This is a genomic window from Rhodococcus oxybenzonivorans (assembly GCF_003130705.1).
Classification (GTDB): Bacteria; Actinomycetota; Actinomycetes; order Mycobacteriales; family Mycobacteriaceae; genus Rhodococcus_F; species Rhodococcus_F oxybenzonivorans.
In genome coordinates, this window is sequence record NZ_CP021354.1 from 6,575,654 (window position 1) to 6,597,798 (window position 22,145).

Annotated in this window: 16 protein-coding genes; 7 read left to right on the forward strand and 9 right to left on the reverse strand. The window is 66.9% G+C overall.

Annotation, left to right across the window (positions count from 1 at the left end):
* The first annotated feature begins 1 nt into the window (after window position 1).
* Window positions 2-1,309, forward strand: a complete 1,308-nt coding sequence (locus tag CBI38_RS30530; RefSeq protein WP_109334735.1) for an MFS transporter — start codon at window positions 2-4, stop codon at window positions 1,307-1,309.
* 19 nt (window positions 1,310-1,328) lie between these two features.
* Here CBI38_RS30530 and CBI38_RS30535 read toward each other — a convergent pair whose 3' ends face one another.
* Together CBI38_RS30535 and CBI38_RS40365 are read right to left on the reverse strand one after the other, a co-directional pair.
* Window positions 1,329-1,739 (reverse strand): PaaI family thioesterase, encoded by a 411-nt coding sequence (locus CBI38_RS30535; protein ID WP_109334736.1) that lies wholly within the window; start codon window positions 1,737-1,739, stop codon window positions 1,329-1,331.
* A gap of 37 nt (window positions 1,740-1,776) precedes the next feature.
* Window positions 1,777-2,268 carry a hypothetical protein gene (locus CBI38_RS40365; RefSeq protein ID WP_335743609.1) on the reverse strand — a complete coding sequence of 164 codons (492 nt, stop codon included), beginning with the start codon at window positions 2,266-2,268 and terminating at the stop codon, window positions 1,777-1,779.
* Between the two features lie 244 nt (window positions 2,269-2,512).
* On the opposite strand from CBI38_RS40365, the gene CBI38_RS30545 reads away from it, so the two are divergent.
* Window positions 2,513-4,027 (forward strand): DUF4185 domain-containing protein, encoded by a 1,515-nt coding sequence (locus tag CBI38_RS30545; protein ID WP_109334737.1) that lies wholly within the window; start codon window positions 2,513-2,515, stop codon window positions 4,025-4,027.
* A gap of 32 nt (window positions 4,028-4,059) precedes the next feature.
* On the opposite strand, the gene CBI38_RS30550 is transcribed toward CBI38_RS30545, so the two are convergent.
* The 6 genes from CBI38_RS30550 to CBI38_RS30575 form a co-directional block, all read right to left on the reverse strand.
* Window positions 4,060-5,139, reverse strand: coding sequence for a sulfate/molybdate ABC transporter ATP-binding protein (locus tag CBI38_RS30550; RefSeq protein ID WP_109334738.1), 1,080 nt, complete (start codon window positions 5,137-5,139; stop codon window positions 4,060-4,062).
* A complete protein-coding gene (locus tag CBI38_RS30555; RefSeq protein ID WP_109334739.1) occupies window positions 5,136-5,942 on the reverse strand; it encodes an ABC transporter permease in 807 nt (268 codons plus the stop codon). Before CBI38_RS30555 ends, CBI38_RS30550 begins: the two co-directional genes overlap by 4 nt.
* A complete protein-coding gene (gene modA, locus CBI38_RS30560) occupies window positions 5,939-6,709 on the reverse strand; it encodes a molybdate ABC transporter substrate-binding protein (protein ID WP_109334740.1) in 771 nt (256 codons plus the stop codon). Before modA ends, CBI38_RS30555 begins: the two co-directional genes overlap by 4 nt.
* Window positions 6,706-7,110: a TOBE domain-containing protein gene (locus CBI38_RS30565; protein ID WP_109334741.1), complete on the reverse strand. Its 405-nt coding sequence runs from the start codon at window positions 7,108-7,110 to the stop codon at window positions 6,706-6,708. Before CBI38_RS30565 ends, modA begins: the two co-directional genes overlap by 4 nt.
* Window positions 7,111-7,197: 87 nt before the next feature.
* Window positions 7,198-11,331 carry a bifunctional nitrate reductase/sulfite reductase flavoprotein subunit alpha gene (locus CBI38_RS30570; protein ID WP_109335491.1) on the reverse strand — a complete coding sequence of 1,378 codons (4,134 nt, stop codon included), beginning with the start codon at window positions 11,329-11,331 and terminating at the stop codon, window positions 7,198-7,200.
* 232 nt (window positions 11,332-11,563) lie between these two features.
* On the reverse strand, window positions 11,564-13,015 hold the full coding sequence (locus CBI38_RS30575; protein ID WP_109334742.1) for a CCA tRNA nucleotidyltransferase: 1,452 nt from the start codon (window positions 13,013-13,015) through the stop codon (window positions 11,564-11,566).
* Between the two features lie 149 nt (window positions 13,016-13,164).
* On the opposite strand from CBI38_RS30575, the gene CBI38_RS30580 reads away from it, so the two are divergent.
* From CBI38_RS30580 to CBI38_RS30600, 5 genes are all read left to right on the forward strand, one after another.
* Window positions 13,165-13,740 (forward strand): NUDIX hydrolase, encoded by a 576-nt coding sequence (locus CBI38_RS30580; protein ID WP_109334743.1) that lies wholly within the window; start codon window positions 13,165-13,167, stop codon window positions 13,738-13,740.
* 2 nt (window positions 13,741-13,742) lie between these two features.
* Window positions 13,743-16,133 carry a DUF6049 family protein gene (locus CBI38_RS30585; RefSeq protein ID WP_109334744.1) on the forward strand — a complete coding sequence of 797 codons (2,391 nt, stop codon included), beginning with the start codon at window positions 13,743-13,745 and terminating at the stop codon, window positions 16,131-16,133.
* Window positions 16,134-16,246: 113 nt separating this feature from the next.
* The gene (locus CBI38_RS30590) at window positions 16,247-20,119 is read left to right on the forward strand and encodes a murein biosynthesis integral membrane protein MurJ (RefSeq protein ID WP_204165005.1); all 3,873 of its coding nucleotides are present in this window, start codon (window positions 16,247-16,249) and stop codon (window positions 20,117-20,119) included.
* Window positions 20,120-20,166: 47 nt separating this feature from the next.
* Entirely contained in the window at window positions 20,167-20,748 is a 582-nt protein-coding gene (gene sigM / locus CBI38_RS30595; RefSeq protein WP_109334746.1) for an RNA polymerase sigma factor SigM, read from the forward strand.
* Between the two features lie 78 nt (window positions 20,749-20,826).
* On the forward strand, window positions 20,827-21,573 hold the full coding sequence (locus CBI38_RS30600; RefSeq protein WP_109334747.1) for a hypothetical protein: 747 nt from the start codon (window positions 20,827-20,829) through the stop codon (window positions 21,571-21,573).
* Between the two features lie 11 nt (window positions 21,574-21,584).
* Here CBI38_RS30600 and CBI38_RS30605 read toward each other — a convergent pair whose 3' ends face one another.
* A complete protein-coding gene (locus CBI38_RS30605; RefSeq protein WP_109334748.1) occupies window positions 21,585-22,142 on the reverse strand; it encodes a TetR/AcrR family transcriptional regulator in 558 nt (185 codons plus the stop codon).
* Window positions 22,143-22,145: the final 3 nt, after the last annotated feature.

Consider the following 22,145-nt stretch of genomic DNA (forward strand, 5'->3'; position numbering starts at 1 on the left):
AATGGCGGAACAGCTCGGCAACCCGCGAGGACGACGGGAGGCGTGGCGTCGTACCGCGCACACCCTGCGCCGGTCGCCCGGGCTGGCCCGGCTTGCGACCGTGCGATTTGCCAGCCAGTTCGGCGACGGAATGTTTCAGGCAGCGCTGGGTGGCGCCATCTTGTTCAATCCCGAGCGCGAGACCGACCCGCTGGCGATCGCCGCCGGCTTCGCGGTATTGCTGCTTCCCTACTCGGTGATCGGACCCTACGCGGGGGCACTCCTCGACCGCTGGGATCGTCGGACGGTGCTGCTGTGGGCCAATGTCCTACGTGGAGTACTGATTCTGGTGACCGCCGCCCTTCTGGGGTCCGGGGCCGGAGAGTTCCCGATCCTTCTCCTCGCCCTCGCCGCCATCGGTGTCAGTAGGTTCGTACTCGCCGGCGTCTCCGCCGCGCTACCGCGCGTGGTCCACAAATCGTGGCTGGTCGCCACCAACTCCGTGCTCACCACCACCGGTTCGGTAGTGTCCGCTCTCGGAGCCACAACATCCGTCGCCGTCGTCGGTGTCGCGGGCGCAGGCGACCGCGGGTCCGGTATCGCCGTCGCCGCCGCCGCGGTCGGTTCCGTGGTCGCCGCTCTCGCGGCGTCCCGATTCCATCGTCGGCTTCTCGGCCCACACGCGGATGAACGGGCGGATTACGGAGTGGTCCGTGCCGTCGCGTCGGGACTGCGCAACGGAGCCGTGGCCGTGTGGCGGTCCCCGGGCGTCACCACCGCCATGATCGGCATCGGCACGCATCGGATCGTGTTCGGCGCCAACACGCTGATCATGGTCCTCGTGCTGCGAGACACGTCCAGGGCCGGTTCCCTACCGGGAGGACTGGCCGGGTTCGGTGTCGCGGTCGGCGCGACCGCAGCGGGGATGCTGCTCGCCGCGATCTCCACACCGTTCACCATTCCGCGAATCGGTCGCTCCCGCACCATCACCACCGCGTTGGTCCTCGCCCTTGTGGCGCAGACGACGCTCGTGGCGACCCTGACCCAGGCCTCCCTGCTGTGGGGTGCACTGGTTCTCGGATTCGCCGGGCAGTCGATCAAGCTGAGCGGCGACGCCGCCATGCAGATCGACATCAAAGACGACCGCCGCGGGCAGGTGTTCGCGCTCCAGGACACGGTGTTCAACGTGGCGTTCATCGCGTCGATCGCCGCCGCAGCCCTCGTGATCGCCCCCGACGGCCGATCACTCGGATTGGTACTGGCCGGTTCGGCCCTTTACGCCCTGGGACTCGGCGCTGCCCTACTCAACGCACGTCGCGGCCGACCCTGAGCGGTCCTGGACGCCGCTCCTATCCGGAACCGGGCAGCGGCACATTCTGCAGACGAACCTGTCCACGGGCCACCTCTTTGCCGGTGTCGGAAGCGGTGATGACCACCGACCACAACTGCTGGATACGGCCCTGCTGAATCGGTAGGGCCACCACGTCGACGCGACCTTCGGTGCGGGACCGGATGAAGTCGGTGCCGTTGTGCACACCGACCGCGAACTGGCCGCGGTCTGCCACTGCCGTGCTCGCACCGATACTCGCGGCGCTCTCGACTGCCGTCGTGTAGACGCCACCGTGCACGACCCCCCACGGCGTGTGGTGCTCGGCGGACAGATCGATGTGGCCGACGACTTTCGTGCCCGATACCTCGTCGAGTTCTAGGCCGGCAGCGGCGACGAAAGCGCTCGCCGCGGACGTGGTCAGGTCGGTCATGGTCCATTCTCCTTGTCGATCCGCACTGGGTTTGAAATCACAACTTACCCTCCCCGATCTCAGGGGCCACGTCAATGGCGCCGCCGTGGCCGAGTGCCGCCTCGGACCGCCAGAGAGAAAGTGCGCCGGCCGTCACGGCACCGGGAATCGGATCGGAAGCCACCGCGCGCACGCTCGGGTCGGACGGTTCGTCATTGCGTCGATCGGGCACTGGATCCAGATGGCGACGCAGGTCGTACGCGGGTTCGATGTGGTCGCCGGCCACCCGCACCTCGCGGTCCCACGTCCCGTTGCCGCTGGGGTCGGTGAAGTAGCGGGCTTCGTTCCCGGCGTCGTAGTCGAGCACCGAGTGGTCGGCCGCCCCGTCCCCGTTGTCGTCCCACATGGCGTCGTCGAGAAGCCCGTCGCCGTCGAAGTCGAGCCGCACCGCGTCCATTCCGCCGAGCAGACCCAGATCGAGGTCGGCTGGGGAGATCCAGGTCGCGGGGGCTTCTGCGCCGGTTCCGAACGAATACTCGAGAGGGTCCATGTAAGGATTCGACGCAGCGCGACCGCATCCGGTTCCGCTGGAAGGGAAAAACCCAGGGGCTTCGCCACACCCCGGGTGGCCTCGATCTGCGAAATCGTATGCGACCGTGAAACCGTACTGTAACCGGACTGCGACCGGGCACGCCGGGCACTGAACCCGAGAACGCTGCCACCGGGTGTTACCTTTTGCCCTGAACGTGCAGGTCGGTCCATCCTGACTCCGACCACCGATCTGGAGGGGTCCCGTGGTCGAGAAGTCCTGGTCTGTTGCCGGAGCACCGTTGTGCGTCGCCGCCGTCGTCGCGGCAACGATCGGGTTTTCGGCAGGTCCCGCTGCGGCGGAGACGAATTCGTGGTTGCCGGTGAACATCTGTGGCGAGACCGGGTTCAACCCGGCCAAGGAGCCCCCGACTCCCGGTGGTCCGCTGCTACCGCCGATACCGCCGACCATCGCCATCCCGATTCCGTACCCAGACTTCGTGCCGGTGCCGGTCCCCGGACCCACCGTCGATCAGACTCGCGTGGCACAAGATCTACCTGCCGACCCCTGCGCGGACCCGTGCCCGGACCTCACCGACGAGATCGAGGAACCCCAGCCGGAGGTCGGCTCGTCGGGATCTTCCGGGTCGAGCGCGCTGCACATTCCGAAGATCGAAATCGACCCACGCCCGGAGACCATTCCGATCCCCGTCCCCGGCGGCCCGGGTCCCGCGCCGCAGCCCGCACCCCCGGTGCAGATCAACCCGGCCGAACGGGGCTCCCTCACCGAAGCACTCGGCACCCCGGCGGTCGGTGACGTGCGCCTGGTGTCGCAGCTGACGGGCCACGGTTCGGACAATCGGACCGACAAGCGCTGGCAGGTGGACGGCACGGACCTCGGCATCATCTGGGAGACGAAGCCCGGGGAGGTGGCCATCGCCTTCGGTGACACCTTCGGTAAGGACTGGAATCCGCCCGGCGCCTTCGGGGAAGACTGGCGCAGCAACGTTCTCGGGCACAGCACGGACACCGACCTGTCCGACGGCATGACCATCGACAGCATGGTGCAGGACAGCCGCTGCCACGCCGCCGAGATCATCGACAGCCGGCACATCCCCAACTTCGAGACGACGACCATTCCCACGTCGGGGTTCACGATCGGCAACCGGCAGTTCCTGAGCTACATGTCGGTGAAACGGTGGAGTGTGGTGCCCGGCATGTGGTACACGAACTACGGCGGCATCGCGTACTCCGACGACAACGGTCAGACGTGGACCAAGGACCAGCACGCCAAGTGGCACAACATTTTCGGCGCCCGTTTCCAGGTGTCGGCCATGGTCCCCCACGGCGACTACGTGTACATGTTCGGCACTCCGAACGGGCGCATCGGCACCATCGGTCTGGCCCGGGTGCCCGTCGATCAGGTACTCAACACCACGTCGTACCAGTACTGGTCGAACGGAACATGGACGCCGGTCTCCGAACATCTCGCGACCCCGATCGTCGGTGGGGTGGCCAGCGAGCTGTCGGTTCGTTACGACACCGGCACCGGCACGTGGCTGATGAGCTACCTCGAGCCCATCGGCGGGCGGATCATCCTCCGCCAATCCTCGTCCCCACAGGGCGTTTGGTCCGGCGGAGCCACTCTCGTCGACACCACCGACTACCCGAAGGCGTACGGCGGCTTCATCCATCCGTGGTCCACCGGCAAGGACCTGTACTTCACGATGTCGGAGTGGGACAGCTACAACGTGTACCTGATGCACGCGTCCCTGCGCTGACGCACCCGTGAGTACTTGTTAACCACGGGATGTCAATAAGTACTCACGGCGTGGATTGCCACCTCGGTGGCCTTGACGACGAAGAACACGTCGAGTCCGGGCACCAGATCGAGCTCGGCGACGGATTCTGCTGTCACGTCGGCGCTCAGTTCCAGCCGGCCACGGGGAGTCACCGCCCGCACCCGCACGATGGGGCCGCGCACCTCGATTTCGGTCACGGTCACGCCGAAGACGTTGCGGGGACTGCCTTCCGGCGACCGCCGATGGACCGCCACTGAATGCGGCGCGAACACTGCGACGGCCGGAGCGGTGCCTCCCACGTCGTCGTCGGGCAGGCCGTGCATCCGGACGCCGTTCTCGGTCTCGAACCCGGACGGGGTAGCGAAGACGGCCACGAGGTTGAGTCCTGCGATCCGTGCCGCGAACGAGCTGCGCGGCCGGGAGAGCACATCGCGCACGGACCCCGACTCGACGACTCTTCCGCCGTCCACCACGATCACGCGGTCGGCCAGCGCCAGTGCGTCGAGGACGTCGTGAGTGACGACGACCGCGGTCCGATGCTCCTCGCGCAATACTTTTCGCAGCAGCACCCGCAACGCGGGAGCCGCAGCCACATCCAGTGCGGCCATCGGTTCGTCGAGCAGGAGCGCCTGAGGGTCCGCCGCCAGGGCACGTGCGACCGCGACACGTTGAGCCTGCCCACCTGACAACTGGTGTGGTCGGCGGTCGGCGAACTGCGTGGCGTCGACGGCATCCATCCAATGCCGGGCGATGGTCCGCGCTTCCCGGCGACTTCGCCCGGCGCTGCGTGGGGCGAAGGCCACGTTGGCGGCGACAGTGAGATGCGGGAACAGCAACGCCTCCTGGGCAAGTAGCGCCATTCCCCGGCGATGCGGCGGAACGGCGATCCCGGCGCCGGTGTCGGTGAGTACCCGGCCGTTCAATTCGACCCGGCCGGTGTCGGGCCGTATCAGTCCGGCGGCGACGGACAGCAGTGTCGACTTGCCGGCTCCGTTCGGGCCCAGGACGGCCAGAACCTCACCCTCCGCGACGTCGACGGCCATCTCGATGTCGCGGGCCTGTATCCGCGCATCGAGGCTCAGCCCGCTCACGGCACCGCTCTCGACGCCCAGCCGCGCGACCCCACCACGATGACCACCGCGACGATCACCAGCACCAGCGACAACGCCACTGCCGCATCGGCATCCGTTTCCCGCTGAAGATAGATCTCCAGCGGAAGGGTACGGGTGACCCCCTCGAGACTGCCGGCGAACGTCAGGGTGGCGCCGAATTCACCGAGTGCCCGCGCGAACGACAGCACGGCGCCGGACACCAATCCCGGCAGCACCAGTGGAAGGGTCACGCGGCGGAAGACCGTGGTGGGTCCGGCTCCGAGCGTGGCCGCGGCGGACTCGTACCGCCTGCCTGCAGTGCGGAGCGACCCTTCGAGACTGACCACCAGGAACGGCAATGCCACGAAGGTCTGTGCGAGCACGACCGCCGTGGTGGTGAACGCGACGGAAATTCCCGCCACTTCCAGATGCTGTCCGATGAGACCCTTCCGGCCGAACGTGTAAAGCAATGCGATTCCGCCCACGACGGGCGGGAGCACCAACGGCAGCAGCACCAGCGACCGCAGCACGGGAAGACCCCGAAAGCTACTGCGCGCCAGCACTGCCGCCATCGGTACACCGAGGAGGATGCACAGCACCGTGCTGGCGGCAGCAGTACGCAGACTCAGCTCCAGCGCGGCGAGCGAGGACTCGGAGGTGACCAACTCGACGAATCGAGGCCAGTCGACGCTTGCCAGCATCGCCGTCAACGGCAGTACGACGAACAACCCCCCGACAGCCGCCGGGACGAAGAGCCAGCGCGGCAGCCCGGAGGGAACCACCGTACGCGCCGGACGGGTCACGGCTCACCGAATCCTGCATCGGCAAGAACTGCCCGGCCGTCGGGTCCGGTGACGAACGCGACGAATTCGCGGGCCGTCTCCGGCGCGCCCGAATCGGCAAGAGCGACTATGGGATAGGTGTTCACAGCCTGTGCGGCCTCGGGTACGGCCACCGCCGTCACAGCGTCACCGGCTCCGGTCGCGTCCGTGACGTACACCAGCCCGGCGTCCGCCTGCCCGGCAATCACCTTGTTCAGGACATCCGTCACCGACGACTCTTCACTGACCGGTGCGAGATCGACTCCCGTCGACGACTCGACCCTCTGCGTCGCGGAGCCGCACGGCACCTGCGGCGCGCAGGTGACCACCAATGTTCCCGGACGGGCCAGGTCGGCGAATGTGGTAATCCCTTCAGGGTTTCCGGGTGCGGTGACGATGGTCAGGGTGTTCGTGGCGAAGTCGACAGGACTGCCCGCAGTGAGTCCCGCATCGACCACCTTGGCCATGTTGCGCTGGTCCGCGGACGCGAATACGTCGGCGCGAGCACCCTGATCCAGCTGGGCTGCCAGATCGGAAGAACCGGCGAAGCTGAACTCCACCCGAGATCCCGGATGCTGCGCCTCGAATCTTTCCGCGAGTTCGGTGAAGGTGGACTTCAGGGACGCTGCCGCGAACACCGTGATCCGTTCACCCGAGTCGGTGTCGTCGGAGCCGCACCCGGACAGAGTCCCGAGGATGAGCACGGCCAGGGCGATGACGGCGGCTGCTCGGCCCGAGTTCTGTTTCATGAGGTCTCGACGGGGGTTTCGACAATGACCGTGGTGGACTTCACGACGGCCACCGCGATCTTCCCGGGTTCGAGCCCGAGGTCGCGCACCGCTTCACTGCTCATCAGGGACACCACCCGGAACGGCCCGCATTGCAGCTCCACCTGCGACATCACCGTGTCGGAGACGATGCCCGTCACGATCCCAGTGAACCGATTCCGCGCCGAGGAACCCGATCCGAGGAGGTCCGGCGACGCGGCCGCGTGGGCGCGGGCGAATTCGGCGAGCGCCGCGCCGTCGACGGCCATGCGCCCGGAGTCGTCCTTCTGGGCGAGGAGGCTGCCGTTGTCGATCCACCGCCGGACGGTGTCGTCGCTGACGCCGAGCAGTTCGGCCGCCTGCCGGATACGTATGCGCGTCATCTAGGCACTACTCCGCAGATGCGTCATGAAGATGATCGTATGCGCGCGTTTGCGGAATGATCAAGCGATGAGACCCGCAGAAGCGGATCAGTACACGTCGCGCACGTACCGTTTGTCAGTGGACAACTGCTTCATGTACAGCTCGGTGTCCTCTTCGTCGAGCCTGCCGTGCGTGCGGACCACTTCGCGGATCGTCTCGTCCACGTCCTTCGCCATCCGGCTGGCATCCCCGCACACGTAGAGGTACGCGCCCTCCTGCATCCAGTTCCACAACTTCGCTCCGTGTTCGCGGATGCGGTCCTGCACGTAAATCTTCTGCCGCTGGTCACGGGAGAATGCTGCATCGAGATGGGTGAGAAATCCGTCGCGGTGCATAGCTTCCATCTCCTCGCGGTAGTAGAAGTCCGTCGCTTCGTGCTGCTCACCGAAGAACATCCAGTTCTTGCCGGTGTGCCCGAGTTCCCGCCGCTCGTGCAGGAAACCGCGGAACGGGGCGATTCCCGTGCCGGGACCCACCATGATCATGGGCGCATCCGCCGACGCCGGCGGTCGGAAATGCGCCGACTTCTGCACGAAGATCGGCACATCGGCCTCGTCGCAGTGATCCGCGAGGAACGTGGAGCAGACGCCGGACCGGTCCTTGCCCTCGTGGTTGTACCGCACAGCCGACACGGTCAGCTGCACCTCGCCGGGATCGATCTTCGGGCTGGACGAAATGGAATACAGTCGCGGCTGGAGCCGCTTGAGAACGCCGAGCCACTCCTCGACCTCGGCGTGAACGCCGTACTGCCCGAGCACGTCCATCGACTGCCGGCCCCACAACCACTGCTGGAGGGCAATCTTGTTCTGCGGTCGCATCAATCGGGCCAGCTCGGTGTCCTGCGTACGACTCTGGACGAACCGGAGCAGCTCGGGCGTCACCTTGGTGATCTCGAATTTGGTCCGCAACGCCTCGTGCAGCGCCATCTCCGGCAGGTCGGCCACGGTCACCGGGACATCGGGCTTCAGCCCCGTCACCTTCAGCCACTCGTCGACGACGGCGTCGCTGTTGGTGGGCCAGACGCCCAGCGCGTCACCCGCCTCGTAGACGAACTCCGGATCACTCACCTCGAACCCGAACTGTCGCACGTCCTTCGACGATCCCGCCGCGCTGAGGCGCACGTTCTTCGTGAGGCGGGTGACGAACGGTGACTTACGCGTGAAGGCCGCTGCCTTCTTCGGGGCGGGTGCGGGCGCGACGGAAACCACCGCCGCTCCATCGACGGCCTCCCGGTCGCGAACCAGCTTCTGCACCTGCTCCAGCCACTCGCGTGCTTGATCCTCGTAGTCGGGTTCACAGTCGACGCGGGCGGTGAGACGCTTGGCCTGCAACTGCTCGAGCCGAGCATCGAGCCGCTTACCGTGGCCGCAGAAGTCGTCGTAGCTGGAGTCTCCGAAAGCCAATACCGCATATCGGGTTTCGGTCAGTGTGGGTGCCTCGTCACTGCTGAGGGCCGACCAGAAACTGCTGCCGTTGTCGGGCGCGTCTCCGTCACCGAACGTGCTGGTGATGATGAGGAGGTCACGGACGCCGCGCAGGCTTCCGACGTCGTAGTCGTCCATGCTGATCAGGTGTGTTCCGTGGCCGGCCGCCTGCAGTTGCGCGGCACATTCGGCGGCGAACTCCTCGGCGTTGCCGGTCTGCGAGGCCCACACCACCACGACAGGATGCTGGACCGATTCAGTACCTGAGGCGCTGCCATTCTGCGCGCCGACCCCGGATGTGTCGCCCGAACGGGAGAACAGACCGGCGAGCATCCCGTCGAGCCACACCCGCTTGGAACCCGAGATCGGGGCGTCCCGGGGAAGGACCGGCACGCCGCGGACCTCGGTGGACCGCAGTCCCGACAACAGCCCCGAAAGATATGTGCGTTCGTGTTCGTCGAACGTCGGGGGAGCCGAATCATCCAGTCCGAGAAGCTGGGTCAGTTCATCGGCTGGGCTCGCGAGCTGCAGCTGGGATCCGCCGGTCTCCGGAACCGCCGGTTGCGACACCGGTGCCACGCGAGTCAGTGACACCGCGCAGGCCTTGAACTCCGGCTGGAACGACATCGGGTCGACGGCATCGTTGGTGACGGCGTTGATGCTGAGGTACTCGCCAAACGAGTCGTTCCAGTGGAAAGGCGCGAAACAACCACCGGGAAGCACCCGGTCACTGACGACCGCGGGAAGCACCGCGCGGCCACGCCTCGACGCCACCTCGACCTTGTCACCGTCTGATATCGACAGCCGCTGCGCATCCGCCGGGTTGATCTCGACGAAGGGTCCCGAGTTCAGCTTGTTGAGCTTGGCCACCTTGCCCGTCTTCGTCATGGTGTGCCATTGGTGCTGCAGCCGACCCGTATTGAGGACGAACGGGTAGTCGTCGTCCGGCAGCTCGGCCGGCAGCATGTGCGGTCGCGGGAAGAATGCCGCCTTTCCGCTCGGGGTGGCGAAGGCGAGCCGGGGGAGCGAGCCGTCGGGAGCCGACAGCAGCCTCTGACTCACCCCGTCATTGACGTAACGGATGGGGTTGCGGTCGGTGCGGTCACCGGGCGGGCTCGGCCATTGCACCGGCGTATGACGGAGCCGCTCGTAGGTGATGCCGCGAAGGTCGTAACCCGTCTTCGGGTTCCACGTGCGCTTGATCTCTTCGAACACGTCCTCGGACGTCTCGTAGGTGAAGGCGTCCGCATACCCCATCTCGCAGGCCACCCGCGCGATGATCTTCCAGTCGGGCAACGCCTGACCCACCGGGTCGACGGCCTGTTGCAGCAACGTCAGGTTGCGCTCGGAATTGATCATCACCGAGTCCGACTCGGCCCACAGCGCGCCCGGCAGCAGGATGTCGGCGTAACCGTTGGTCTCGGTGTCGAGGAACACGTCCTGAGTGATCACGAGCTCGGCTGCCTCGAGTCCCTCGATGACCGTCCGCCGATTCGACACGGTGGCGACAGGGTTGGTGCAAATGATCCAGCAGGCCTTGATTCGTCCGGCGACCATCTGCTCGAACATGTCGACGGTGCCCGTGCCGACCTCGGTGCGGATGGTGCCCTCGGGCAGGTCCCACAGGTCCTCGACGAACGTGCGGTCGTCGGCCGCGAGGATCGACCGCTGACCGGGCAGGCCCGGGCCCATGTATCCCATTTCGCGGCCACCCATGGCATTGGGCTGACCGGTGAGGGAGAAGGGTCCGCTACCGGGACGGCAGATCGCGCCGGTGGCGAGGTGGAGGTTGCAGATCGCGTTGGTGTTCCAGGTGCCGTGGGTGCTCTGGTTGAGGCCCATCGTCCAGCACGTCATCCACTCGGCGGCCTCGCCGATCCACTGGGCGGCCTGTCGGATGTCGGTTTCGGGGATGCCGGTGATGTCCGCGACCTTGTCGGGCGTGTACTCCTCGAGGAACTCCGGCATCACCTCCCAGCCCTCGGTGAACTCGGCGATGAACGCGGGGTCGGTGTGCCCGTTCTTCACGAGCAGGTGCAGGAGGCCGTTCAGGAGTGCGAGGTCGGTGCCGGGCGTGATCTGCAGAAAGAGATCCGCCTTGTCGGCCGTCGCGTTGCGCCGCGGGTCCACCACGATCAGCTTCGCGCCTGCCTTCACGCGCTCGAGGAGACGCAGGAACAGGATGGGGTGACAGTCCGCCATGTTCGCGCCGATCACGAAGAACACGTCGGCCTTGTCGAAGTCCTGGTACGACCCGGGGGGGCCGTCGGCGCCCAACGACTGTTTGTACCCGGTGGCGGCACTGGCCATACAGAGGCGCGAGTTGGACTCGATCTGGTTGGTGCCGACGAACCCCTTGGCCAGCTTGGTCACGAGGTACTGCGCTTCGATGGACATCTGGCCGGAGACGTAGAAGGCGACCGCGTCCGGACCGTGCCGGTCGATCTGCTCCTTCAGGCGGCGTGCCGTCTCGCTGATTGCGGCGTCGACGTGCACAGCCGTCGGTGCCTCGCCGCGCTCGTCGCGAAGGTAGCCGGTCTCCATCCGGCCACCGGCCACCAGCATCTCGGCGCTCGTCGCGCCCTTGGTGCACAACCGGCCGAAATTGGTGGGATGCTCCTTGTCGCCGGACGCCTTCAGAACGCGGCGCGCACCCGTCTCCGGGTTCGTTTCGACTTCGAGGACCATGCCGCAGCCGACACCGCAGTACGAGCAGGCGGTCTTCACTGTGGAAGTACCGGCTTTCTGCTGCTGCATCGACTGCTCCTTCACCTGCACGGCCGCGACATGTCCACCTGGTTCTCGGCCCCTATCAAGAGTGCCGATTGGTGTGTTTCGTCGGGATTAACCCCCGTGAGCGTTCGATGACGTCTGTCGCACCCGAGAAGCACCGGGATGGTGAGTCGAGGGAGGTATGGCAGCAATACGTGTGACGGGTGTCACCGCAGGTGAGCCGGTCGGGTAAGCAATTCTCACCCGTCGCCGCGGGTCAGCCCTGCTGCGATGCCCACCACGACAGCAGTTCGGCCTCCGCTTCGTCGCGGGTGAGGGGACCACGATCGAGTCGCAGCTCCTTCAGGTACTGCCACGCCTTCCCCACCTCCGGACCCGCAGGGATGCCCAGCAGTTCCATGATCGCGTTGCCGTCGAGGTCGGGGCGCACCCGGGCGAGATCCTCCTGCTCCGCGAGCCTCGCGATCCGCTCCTCGATGTCGTCGTAGGTGGCCTGCAACGCCGCCGCCCGCCGCTTGTTACGCGTGGTGCAGTCGGCGCGGACCAGCTTGTGCAACCGCGGCAGCAGCGGTCCGGCGTCGGTGACATAGCGACGTACCGCCGAATCCGTCCACTGACCCTTGCCGTAGCCGTGAAAACGCAGATGAAGGAACACCAGCTGAGAGACGTCGTCCACCATCTGCTTGGAGTACTTGAGGGCGCGCATCCGCTTACGCACCAACTTGGCCCCCACCACCTCGTGGTGGTGGAAGCTCACGCCGCCGCCCGGCTCGTTGCGCTTGGTGTCCGGCTTACCGATGTCGTGCAGCAGCGCAGCCCACCGCAACACGAGGTCGGGGTCGCCGTCCTCGAGGTCGATGGCCTGCGCGAGCACGGTCAGCGAATGCCAGTACACATCCTTGTGCTGATGATGTTCGTCGATCTCGAGCTTCATCTGCGGCACCTCGGGCAGCACGTGGTCGGCCAGCCCGGTCTCACACATCACGTTGATGCCGTCGTTGGGGAACTCGCCCAGAATCAGCTTGTCCAGTTCGGCGCGCACCCGTTCGGCCGTGATGCGTTCGATCTGCGGTGCCATGTCCGTGATCGCCCGGTGCACGCGCTCGTGGAGGGTGAAACCCAGCTGCGACACGAAGCGGGCGGCCCGCAGCATGCGCAGCGGGTCGTCGTCGAAGGAATTCTCGGGAGCCGACGGGGTGTCCAGCACACCGGCCAGAAGAGCATCCATGCCGCCGAGCGGATCGACGAAGTCCTGCGAACCGTCCGCACCGATCTTCACCGCCATCGCATTGACCGTGAAGTCACGCCGCACCAAGTCGTCCTCGAGCTTCGACCCGAACGAGACGACGGGGTTGCGCGACACCCGGTCGTACGCATCGGCACGGTAGGTGGTGATCTCGACCTGCTGCCCCGCCTTCGCGGCGCTGATCGTCCCGAAGTCGATACCTGTGTCCCACTGGTTGTCGGCCCAGCCCGACAGCAATTTCTGCACCTGCTCGGGCCGGGCATCGGTGGTGAAGTCGAGGTCGGTGCCGAGGCGTCCGAGAATCGCGTCCCGGACACTCCCGCCCACCAGGTACAGCTCGTGGCCCGCCGCAGCGAACCTCTCTCCGAGCGGCGTCAGGACTTCGGACAGCTCGCGCAGCGTCACCGCGGCGCCGGCAAGCAGTCGCGTACGGCGCTCGTCGTCGAGAGAAGGGACAGTCACGTCCAGGAAGCTTACCGAGGTGCGCAAATAGCGGGATATGCATGCGAGGGCGTCACCTCGAAGTTTCGATCACCACAGGACCGTCACGAAGCGTCTCGGTTGGGTGCGGCAATCAAGGAGAGGCCAGGAAGGCAACTACTATCGATGGGGTGTCTGCTGCCGAACGTGCGAATAGGAGTCGCCGCAACTCGCGGCGGCGCGGCGCCGTCGGCAAACCCGCGAAACCCCACATGAGGACGGTTCGGGAAACCTCGGCGGGTGGTCTGGTGGTCAACGGTCTCGGTGGACCCAGGGAGAACCTGTGCGCGGCGCTCATCGGGCGGACCGATCGGCGCGGCCGTCTGCTGTGGTCGCTGCCCAAGGGGCACATCGAGCAAGGGGAGACGGCCGAGCAGACCGCCATGCGTGAGGTCGAAGAGGAGACGGGCATACAGGGCACGGTCCTGGCTTCACTGGGCAGCATCGACTACTGGTTCGTCACGGAGGGCAGGCGTGTCCACAAGACGGTGCATCATTATCTGCTCCGTTTCCTCGGCGGGGAACTGTCCGACGAAGACGTGGAAGTCACCGAGGTAGCGTGGGTGCCGCTCGCCGAGCTGGGGTCACGCCTGGCCTACGCAGACGAACGGAAACTCGCAGAAATCGCCGGTGAATTGATCTCCAAGATGACAACCACTCTGCCCGACCCCGATCTGAAGCTTCAGAAGGGGCACGACGCCGGATGAGGATGGCTTTTCGCCGGATCGGGGCAGCGGCATCGACCGCACTCGTGGTTGCTCTCGCTCCCATCGGCACCGGAGTGGCTGTTGCCCAGGATCCCGTTCCGCCGGTGAGCGCCGGGAGCCAGACCGTCGACGAGGATCCGGAGTTTCTCGAGCTGCACATCGACAAGGTCACCCCCAACACGGTCACCACCACCAGCGATCCCTTCGTCACGGTGTCGGGATCGGTGAAGAACATCGGCGACCGCACGGTCAGCGACGTCAGCGTGCGTCTGCAGCGGGCCCCCGCCGTCGCGAGCAGCGATGCCCTTCGGACCTCCCTCACACTCGATCAGTCACGGTTCGACACGGTCGGCATGTTCGACACGGTCGCCGAGAGCCTCGACGAAGGCCAGAGCAAGCAGTTCACGTTGTCCCTGCCACTGCGGTCGGACACCGATCCCGCACTCGACATCACCGAACCCGGCGTCTACCCCATGCTGGTCAACGTCAACGGGACCCCCGAGTACGGTGGCGCCGCGCGCCTGGACGATGCCCGCTTCCTACTCCCTGTATTCGGGGTGCCCGGTACGCCGGCGATTCCACCCGACATTTCCAGCCCCGTCGCCGTCACCATGTTGTGGCCGCTCGCCGACCGGCCGCGACTCGCCGCCGGAGTGCCGGGCTCGGTCACCGACCCGGTTCGTCTCGTCGACGACGAGCTCGCGACCTCCCTTGCCGACGGCGGACGCCTTCACGAGTTGCTGGCGTCCGCGGAGTTCGCCACCGGTGAAGCGGTGGATCGCGATCATGCACTTCGCGACAGCATGTGTCTGGCCGTCGACCCCGACCTGCTGATCACGGTCGAGAACATGACCCGCGATTATCTAGTGGTGGACGATCCGTCCGACCCCACCGGGCCTGCGCACGCGGGTACCGGCCGGGAGGCCGCCGCGGACTGGCTCGAGCGAGCCCGGTCGCTCGCCGCATCGATGTGCACCACGTCGGTGCCGTTCGCCCAGGCCGATCTGTCCGCGATCAGTGCCGTGGGGAACACCGAGCTCACCGCCGCCGCTCTCGAGGCTCCCGCCGACATCGTCGACAACATCCTCGGGGTCACCTCGCTGCGAAACTTCGTGTGGAGCGACGCCGGAGTCCTCGACGACGACACTGCACAGCTGTTACGCCGGGACCAGCCCACCACCACCCTGCTCGCCGCCAACGCCATCGACACCGACGCACCGAGGGACAGCGCCCACGTCATCGAGGCCAGTCCGGCGCAGTCGCCGTTACCCGGGAACGGTGAGACCACCCCCGCGGCCACCGGGACGTCCGCGCCCACCGGCAGCCTCGATGCGCTGCTGTTCGATCCTGCGGTGGGCGCTGCCCTGGCCGCGACCGGCACCACGCCGCAGACTCCCTCGTACACCCCCGCGCGGGCCCGGTTCGACCTCACCGACGACTCGCAGGCAGCCCGTTTGCAGGACGCCCTCGGTGCCGTGTCCTGGTCTGCACTCGAACCGGCCGTCGCCCGCAGCGCCGGGACACCGCGCTCCCTCATGGTGGTCCCGCCCCAACTGTGGACCGCCGGCGAGGACGACGCCGAGACGATTCTGTCGACGGTGTCGTCGATGATCCGGACCGGTCTCGCCACCCCCCGGCCACTTCCCGCACTGCTGGGTCGCCAGCCCGGATCACCGGAGCTGTCGTCACTGGATTACCCGGACCAGGCCACCGAGGACGGGGTTCCCGCCCACCACCGCGACGCCGTCGCCGATCAGATACCCCGCATCGAGACACTGGACACGGCGCTGATCGACGACCCGCAGGCCACGCTGACCCCGGAGCGATTTACCGCACCGCTGCGCGAAGACTTGCTGCGTTCGATGAGTCTCGCCCATCGCCGTGACGAAAAGCACGACTCGGCGAGCGAGGCATCCGACCTGCGCACCGAGCAGGTGGCCGACACTATGAACGACCTGTTCGGAGCCGTCACCGTCGTGTCCCCTGGCGGTGTCTACACCCTGGCGTCGGAACAGAGCCCCCTTTTGCTCGTCGCCCGGAACGACCTGCCCGTGGGCATCACTGTCCAGCTGCAGGTAGCCGCGCCGTCGGGGATGACCATTACCGACATCGGGCCGACGCCACTGCCGCCGCGGGGCAGCCGGACGCTGACCGTGCCCACCGAGGCCAACGACTCCCGCAAGCTCGTCGTCACATTCTCGCTGACCACGGCCGATGGGCAGCAACTCGGTGAGCCGACCAGCGTGACGGTACGGTCCAACGCGTACGGGCAGGCCTTGGCGATCCTGACAGCGTGTGCGGGCACTCTGCTGCTGTTCCTCGCCGGCCGCCGGCTGTGGCACCGATTCCGCGGCCAGCCGGATCCAGCTGACGAAGGGTACGAACGTTCATGACCGGGAACTTGCCCGACCGGGGCCAGAGGCTTCCCGATCGCTCGCATCCCCGGGTCGCACCGTGGGAACGGGACCACTGGGCACGGGAGATTCGACCGGACGAGGCACCGACGGTGCAGTTCGCGGCCATCCGGGTCGACCCCCCGCCGCCGCCGGTCCGGGACTCGGGACCGTCGACGGCACCGCAGAAACAGAGCAACTCCCGCCTCCTCGCGTCCACCGGGTCGATCGCGGTGGCGACACTCGTCAGCCGCATCACCGGATTCGCCAAGCAACTTCTGGTCCTGACGTTGCTCGGCGGCTCGGTGGCCAGCTCGTTCACCGTCGCCAGCCAGATTCCGAACATGATTTCCGAGCTGGTGCTCGGCGCGGTGCTGACCGCCATCGTCGTGCCCGTGCTGGTCCGCGCGGAACGTGAGGACCCGGACAACGGTGCCGCCTTCGTGCGCCGCCTGTTCACGGCCACCTGTGTGCTCCTCGGAACGGCAGCGTTACTCGCCACCGCGGCCGCGCCGGTGCTCACCACCCACGTGTTCCTGTCCGACGACGGCAAGGTCAACACGTCCCTCACCACAGCTCTGTCGTTTCTCCTCCTGCCGGCGATTCTGTTCTACGGGCTCTCCGCCCTGCTCACGGCGATTCTCAACACCAGGCAGGTGTTCAAACCCGGGGCCTGGGCCCCGGTGCTCAACAACGTCGTGATGCTCACCGTGCTGGTGATCTACTACGCGATGCCGGGCGAAATCACCCTCGACCCGGTGCGGATGAGCGACCCGAAACTGCTGGTCCTCGGCGTAGGCGTCACCCTCGGTGTCGTGGTGCAGGCCGCCAGCCTCGTGCCTGCGATCCGGCGCGAAGGCATCTCGTTGAAACCGCTGTGGGGCCTCGACGACCGGCTCAAGCAGTTCGGTGGGATGGCCGTCGCCATCATCCTGTACGTGCTGATCAGCCAGGCGGGCATGATCGTCGCCACCCGCATTTCGTCCCACGCGGACGCGTCGGGTCCCGCGATCTACAACAACGCGTGGCTCCTGCTGCAGCTGCCGTACGGCGTGCTCGGTGTCACCGTGCTCACGGCGATCATGCCGCGGCTCAGCCGCAATGCCGCCGCCGACGACACCCCCGCCGTCGTCGACGACCTCTCGGTGGCGACGCGTCTGACGATGATCTCGCTGGTTCCGATCATCACCTTCCTCACCTTCGCGGGACCCGAGGTGGGGCAGGCCCTGTACGGGTACGGCAACTTCGGTACGGGTGACGCGGGGCGTCTCGGCCAGGCCGTCAGTTGGTCCGCCTTCACACTCATCCCGTATTCCCTCGTCCTCATCCAGCTCCGTGTCTTCTACGCCCGTGAACGCGCCTGGACTCCCACCTGGATCGTCCTCGGCATCACTGCGGTGAAGATCGCACTCTCCGCACTCACCCCCCTCATCGCCTCGAGCGACGACCAGGTGGTGATCCTGCTGGGCGCCGCGAACGGCATCGGGTACATCACCGGTGCACTCATCGGTGGGTACCTCCTGCACCGCAGCCTCGGAAACCTCCAAATGGCCAACGTCGGGAAAACCGTGTGGGTGGTGGTGCTCGCCTCCCTCGCCGGCGCGCTCGCGATGCTCGGGGCCGAACGCCTCCTGCAATTGGACCGCCTCACCACTTTGTTCGGCGGCCCGGGTTCGATGGCCCGAGTCGCGATCAGCGGGATCTTGATGCTCGGTGTCACCTTCGTCATTCTGTGGTTCGCGAAGGTCCCCGAAATCATGTCGATCACTGTCGCCGTCGCGCGCAAGATCCGGGCACTGCGCGGTCGCGGCGGGGAACCGGAACCCGAGCCCGACCCGCTCGCCGACGCCCAAACAGAACTGATTCCCGTGGTCCGCGCCACACCGCGCGACTTCGGTGGTCGCCCGCGTGGTATCGAACGACCCGGTGGTCTCCCGTACCCTGGACACGAGCGGGTCGGATCGCCGCCCGGTACGGGTCGGAGTTGGGCATTCGAAAATGAAGGAGTGAGGGTGAGCGACGACGACGTAGCCGGCAGCAAGCGAGCCGGAGGTTCTACGGTGCAAGCGTCCGAACGGAATTCGGCTGCTTCGTCGAATGGCGTCGACGCCCCCACCACGCGAATCGAATCGGAGCCCGCAACTTCCGGCACCCCGAAGACCAAGTCGGACCAGGCGACCACCGCCGACGCCGGCTCCACGACGCCACCGGCGAACGGCACGGCTGGGCCGAACGTCGCCGGCTCTGCTGTGTCGGCCGACACTGCCGTTCCGGATAAGACTGCCGTTCCGGCCGAGACTGCCTCCTTCGATGCAGGCGGTCCCGCGCGCAAGGACCCCCGGCCGACGGGTTCAGCAGCGGGCCACGACACCAGTTTCGACACCGGCGTGATTCCGATCACTCCCGGACCCGGTCGTGATCGAGGCGCCGGCCCGCGTCCTATTCCCCGCGGCCCCAAGCTGATTCCGGGCGCCTCCGTCGCCGGTGGTCGTTACCGTCTGCTCACACCGCACGGTGGGTCCCGGGGCCTGCAGTTCTGGCAGGCCCTCGACGTCAAGCTCGACCGTGAGGTCGCTCTCACCTTCGTCGACGCCGAACAGCGTTCCACCTCGGCCGGACCCGAAGGACCGCAAGCGATCCTGTCCCGCACGCTGCGCCTGGGTCGCATCAACTCGCCCGGTCTCGCCCGGGTTCTCGACGTGGTCCGTGGCAGCTCGGGCGGCATCGTCGTCGCCGAGTGGACGCCCGGACGTTCGTTGCGGGAGATGGCCGACACCAAGCCCTCTCCGATCGGTGCCGCCAAAGCCATCCGGGCACTCGCCGCAGCAGCGGAGACGGCGCACCGGGCCGGTGGGGCACTGTCCATCGATCACCCCGACCGCATCCGGATCAGCATCAACGGCGACGCCGTCCTGGCCTTCCCGGCCACCCTCGCCGATTCCGACTCCAGTTCCGACGTACGCGGTCTGGGCGCCATGCTCTACGCGCTCATCACCGCCCGCTGGCCGCTCGGCGATCCCTCCGCACCGGCAGGCGACCCCACCCATCGGCCGGGAAGTGTCGGTGGCATGCGGCTGGCCGACCGCGACTCCAACGGCCAACCCATCGGCCCCCGGGTCATTCGCCCGGAAGTCCCCTTCGAAATCTCGGCGGTCGCGCTGCGCTCGCTGGAGCCGAACGGGGGCATCCGCACAGCCGCCACGGTTCAGCACATTCTCGACCAGGCGTCGGTCATCAACGAGAAAACCGAACTGATCCCCGCCCTGCGGCTCGGACAGCGCACGCCCGGCATATCCGGGCATGAGCTCGCCGACCCCGAAGCCATCGAGGCGGAGAAGAAGAAGTCCAACAGGATGCTCGCCGCTCTCGTCGGTCTCGGGGTCGTGACCATCATCGTGTTGGCTCTGCTCGGTTTCTGGCTGGCCACGTTCTTGACCGGAAGCAGTTCGGACGCTCCGCTCACCGAGCAGGACTTCGGCCTCACCACCTCCGCGGAGCCGCCTCCGGGCGCCGCCGCTCCCGCCGCACCGGCACCGCCGGCGAACGTCGCACCGGTCACCCCCGCGTCGGCCACCGTATTCTCGCCGCAGGGCACACCCGACTCCGCTGCCAATGCCCGGCTCGCCATCGACGGCAACACCGCCACAGTGTGGAGTACCGACTCCTACTTCCAGCCGTTCCCGGCACTGAAGAACGGTGTCGGCCTGATGATCACCTTGGACGAGCCGGCCAACTTGTCGAGCGTGTGGATCAACTCGCCGACACCCGGCACCAAGGTAGAAATTCGGAGCGCCCCCTCGGAGGAGCCCACCCTCGACCAGACCCAGGTCATCGGTTCGCAGGTGCTCGGTAGCGGCGTCACCGAAATCCCCGTGACATCGGAGGCGCCCACCACCAACGTCCTGGTCTGGATCACCGGCCTCAGCACTTCCGGGGGCAAGAACCAATCCTCCATCGCAGACGTGGGATTCAACGCCACGACGTAATCGGCTCCCGGTATTCATGGCCCGGCGTTCTGAGCTAACATCCGCCGGTGCGCATCTTCCGGGGGGTCGCCGAGGGCGGACCCTCGGATGTCGAGTTGCTCGCTGCGCATGTCGCCGGTGATCCGCACGCCTTTGCGACGTTGCTCGGTCGCCATTACGACCACCTGTGGCACGTCGCGACGCGCACCAGCTACACGCGCGAGGATGCCGCGGACGCACTGCAGGAGGCATTACTGTCGGCACACCGCAATGCCGGCTCCTTCCGACGCGATGCCGCGGTCCGGAGCTGGTTGCACACGATCGTCGTCAATGCCTGCCTCGACCGCATCCGCCGGAACAAAGCCCGCCCTGCGGTGTCTCTGTCGGCCGACGAGGACGACGAGCCCCGGGACGCCCGCGATCGTGTCGCCGAGCTCGAGATGAGCCTGGTGGTCGATCGCGCCTTGGCGCAGCTGCCGCCCGACCAGCGGACCGCGATCGTGGCGGTAGACCTCGAAGGTCACTCGACCAGTGAAGCCGCCAGGCTGCTCGGTGTTCCGGAGGGCACGGTGAAGAGTCGATGCGCGCGTGGCCGCAAGAAGTTGGCCGCTTCTCTCGAATATTTCCGGGACGAGGGGAACCGATCATGATCCTGTGGCGTCAAACTCTTATAGGAGCGCAGGACTGTCAGGCCGGTCAGGACCGAGCGGAATCGGTGAGGAGGTGTCATGGCCACTGATGATGTCGGCTCTTCGGATGGAGAGCTGCCGGCTCCGCCGTACTCCGCCGATCTGCTGTCCGATCTTCACGCCGGAGTGCTGCCCGAGTCCGTGAGTGAGCGCCTCTGGCCCCTGGTGCGGAACGATCCAGAAGCTATGGAGGTCATTTCCGCGCTCGACAGGGTCACCGAGCAGCTCGGGGCACTGGGCCGCGACCATTCCGTCGCGTCACCAATTCCCGACGACGTTGCCGACCGCATCGCTCGCGCACTCGCGGAGGAAAGGGAGTCCTCGGTCTCTCGGGTGGTGCCCCTCGCGCGGCGCAGAAGGTGGGCGGCTGTGGCAGGCGGCGCAGTGGCCGCGGCCGCTGCGGTCGTGGTGGCGATCGCTGTCGTCACGCCGACCAGCAATCCCACCGATCCGCCGATTGCTTCTCCGAGCACCTCCGAAACTTCCTCCGGTCCAGCGGTTCTCGAGCTGGACGCCGATCTCGACGCCGCGCGCCTCCTCACCGTGATCGGATCCCGTCAACTGGGCGCGCTCGAGAACCCGGAAGTCCTCGCAGAGTGCTTGCGCGCGAACGGAATCGAGCCGTCTCGTACGCTCCTGGGGTCGGGGGAAGTGCGGCTCGACGGCGCCCCCGGAGTACTCCTCCTTCTTGCCGGGCCTCAGCCACCGCAGATCACCGCGCTGGTTGTGGGAAACAGCTGCAGTGCCACGAATCCGGCCACCATGTCGGTCACCGATATCGGTTGAGCGACAACGCATCATGTCGTGCTGTGCGCAGACGGAACGAGTAGCTCGAGAATTTTGGCACGCAACTCGGGAGTGTCGTCCTCCACGGCGATCAGACTCGCGAACATCGCGGCACCAGCAGCGAGGACGAGAAGAGCCTTCGCGGTACTCGCCTCACCCTGATCATCGTCGAACAGGCGGGTGCTGGGCCCGCTGAACCCCTGCCACAAGGCATTACGCAGATCGGCGTGATCCCGGATCGCGGCGAGGAGGCCGGGAGTTGCCGCGCGAACCTCAGGCCGTGCGAACAGCTCGGCACTGCCGGTCACGACCCACCGAATCCAGCCTTCCCGATCGGTGCCCTCGAACGGCGTCAGGTCGGGGGTGGCACCGAGAATCGCGTCGAGCACAAGATGCGCTTTGGACGGCCACCGCCTGGTAATCGACGCCCTGCTCACCCCGGAACGGGTGGCGATTGCCCGCATGCTCAGTTGCTCCCAGCCGGACTCGACGAGCATCGCGCGGGTCACGGCCAGCACGTCGGTGTCGATGCGCGGGTCACGGGGTCGTCCTGTTCCGGTGGCATTCATCAG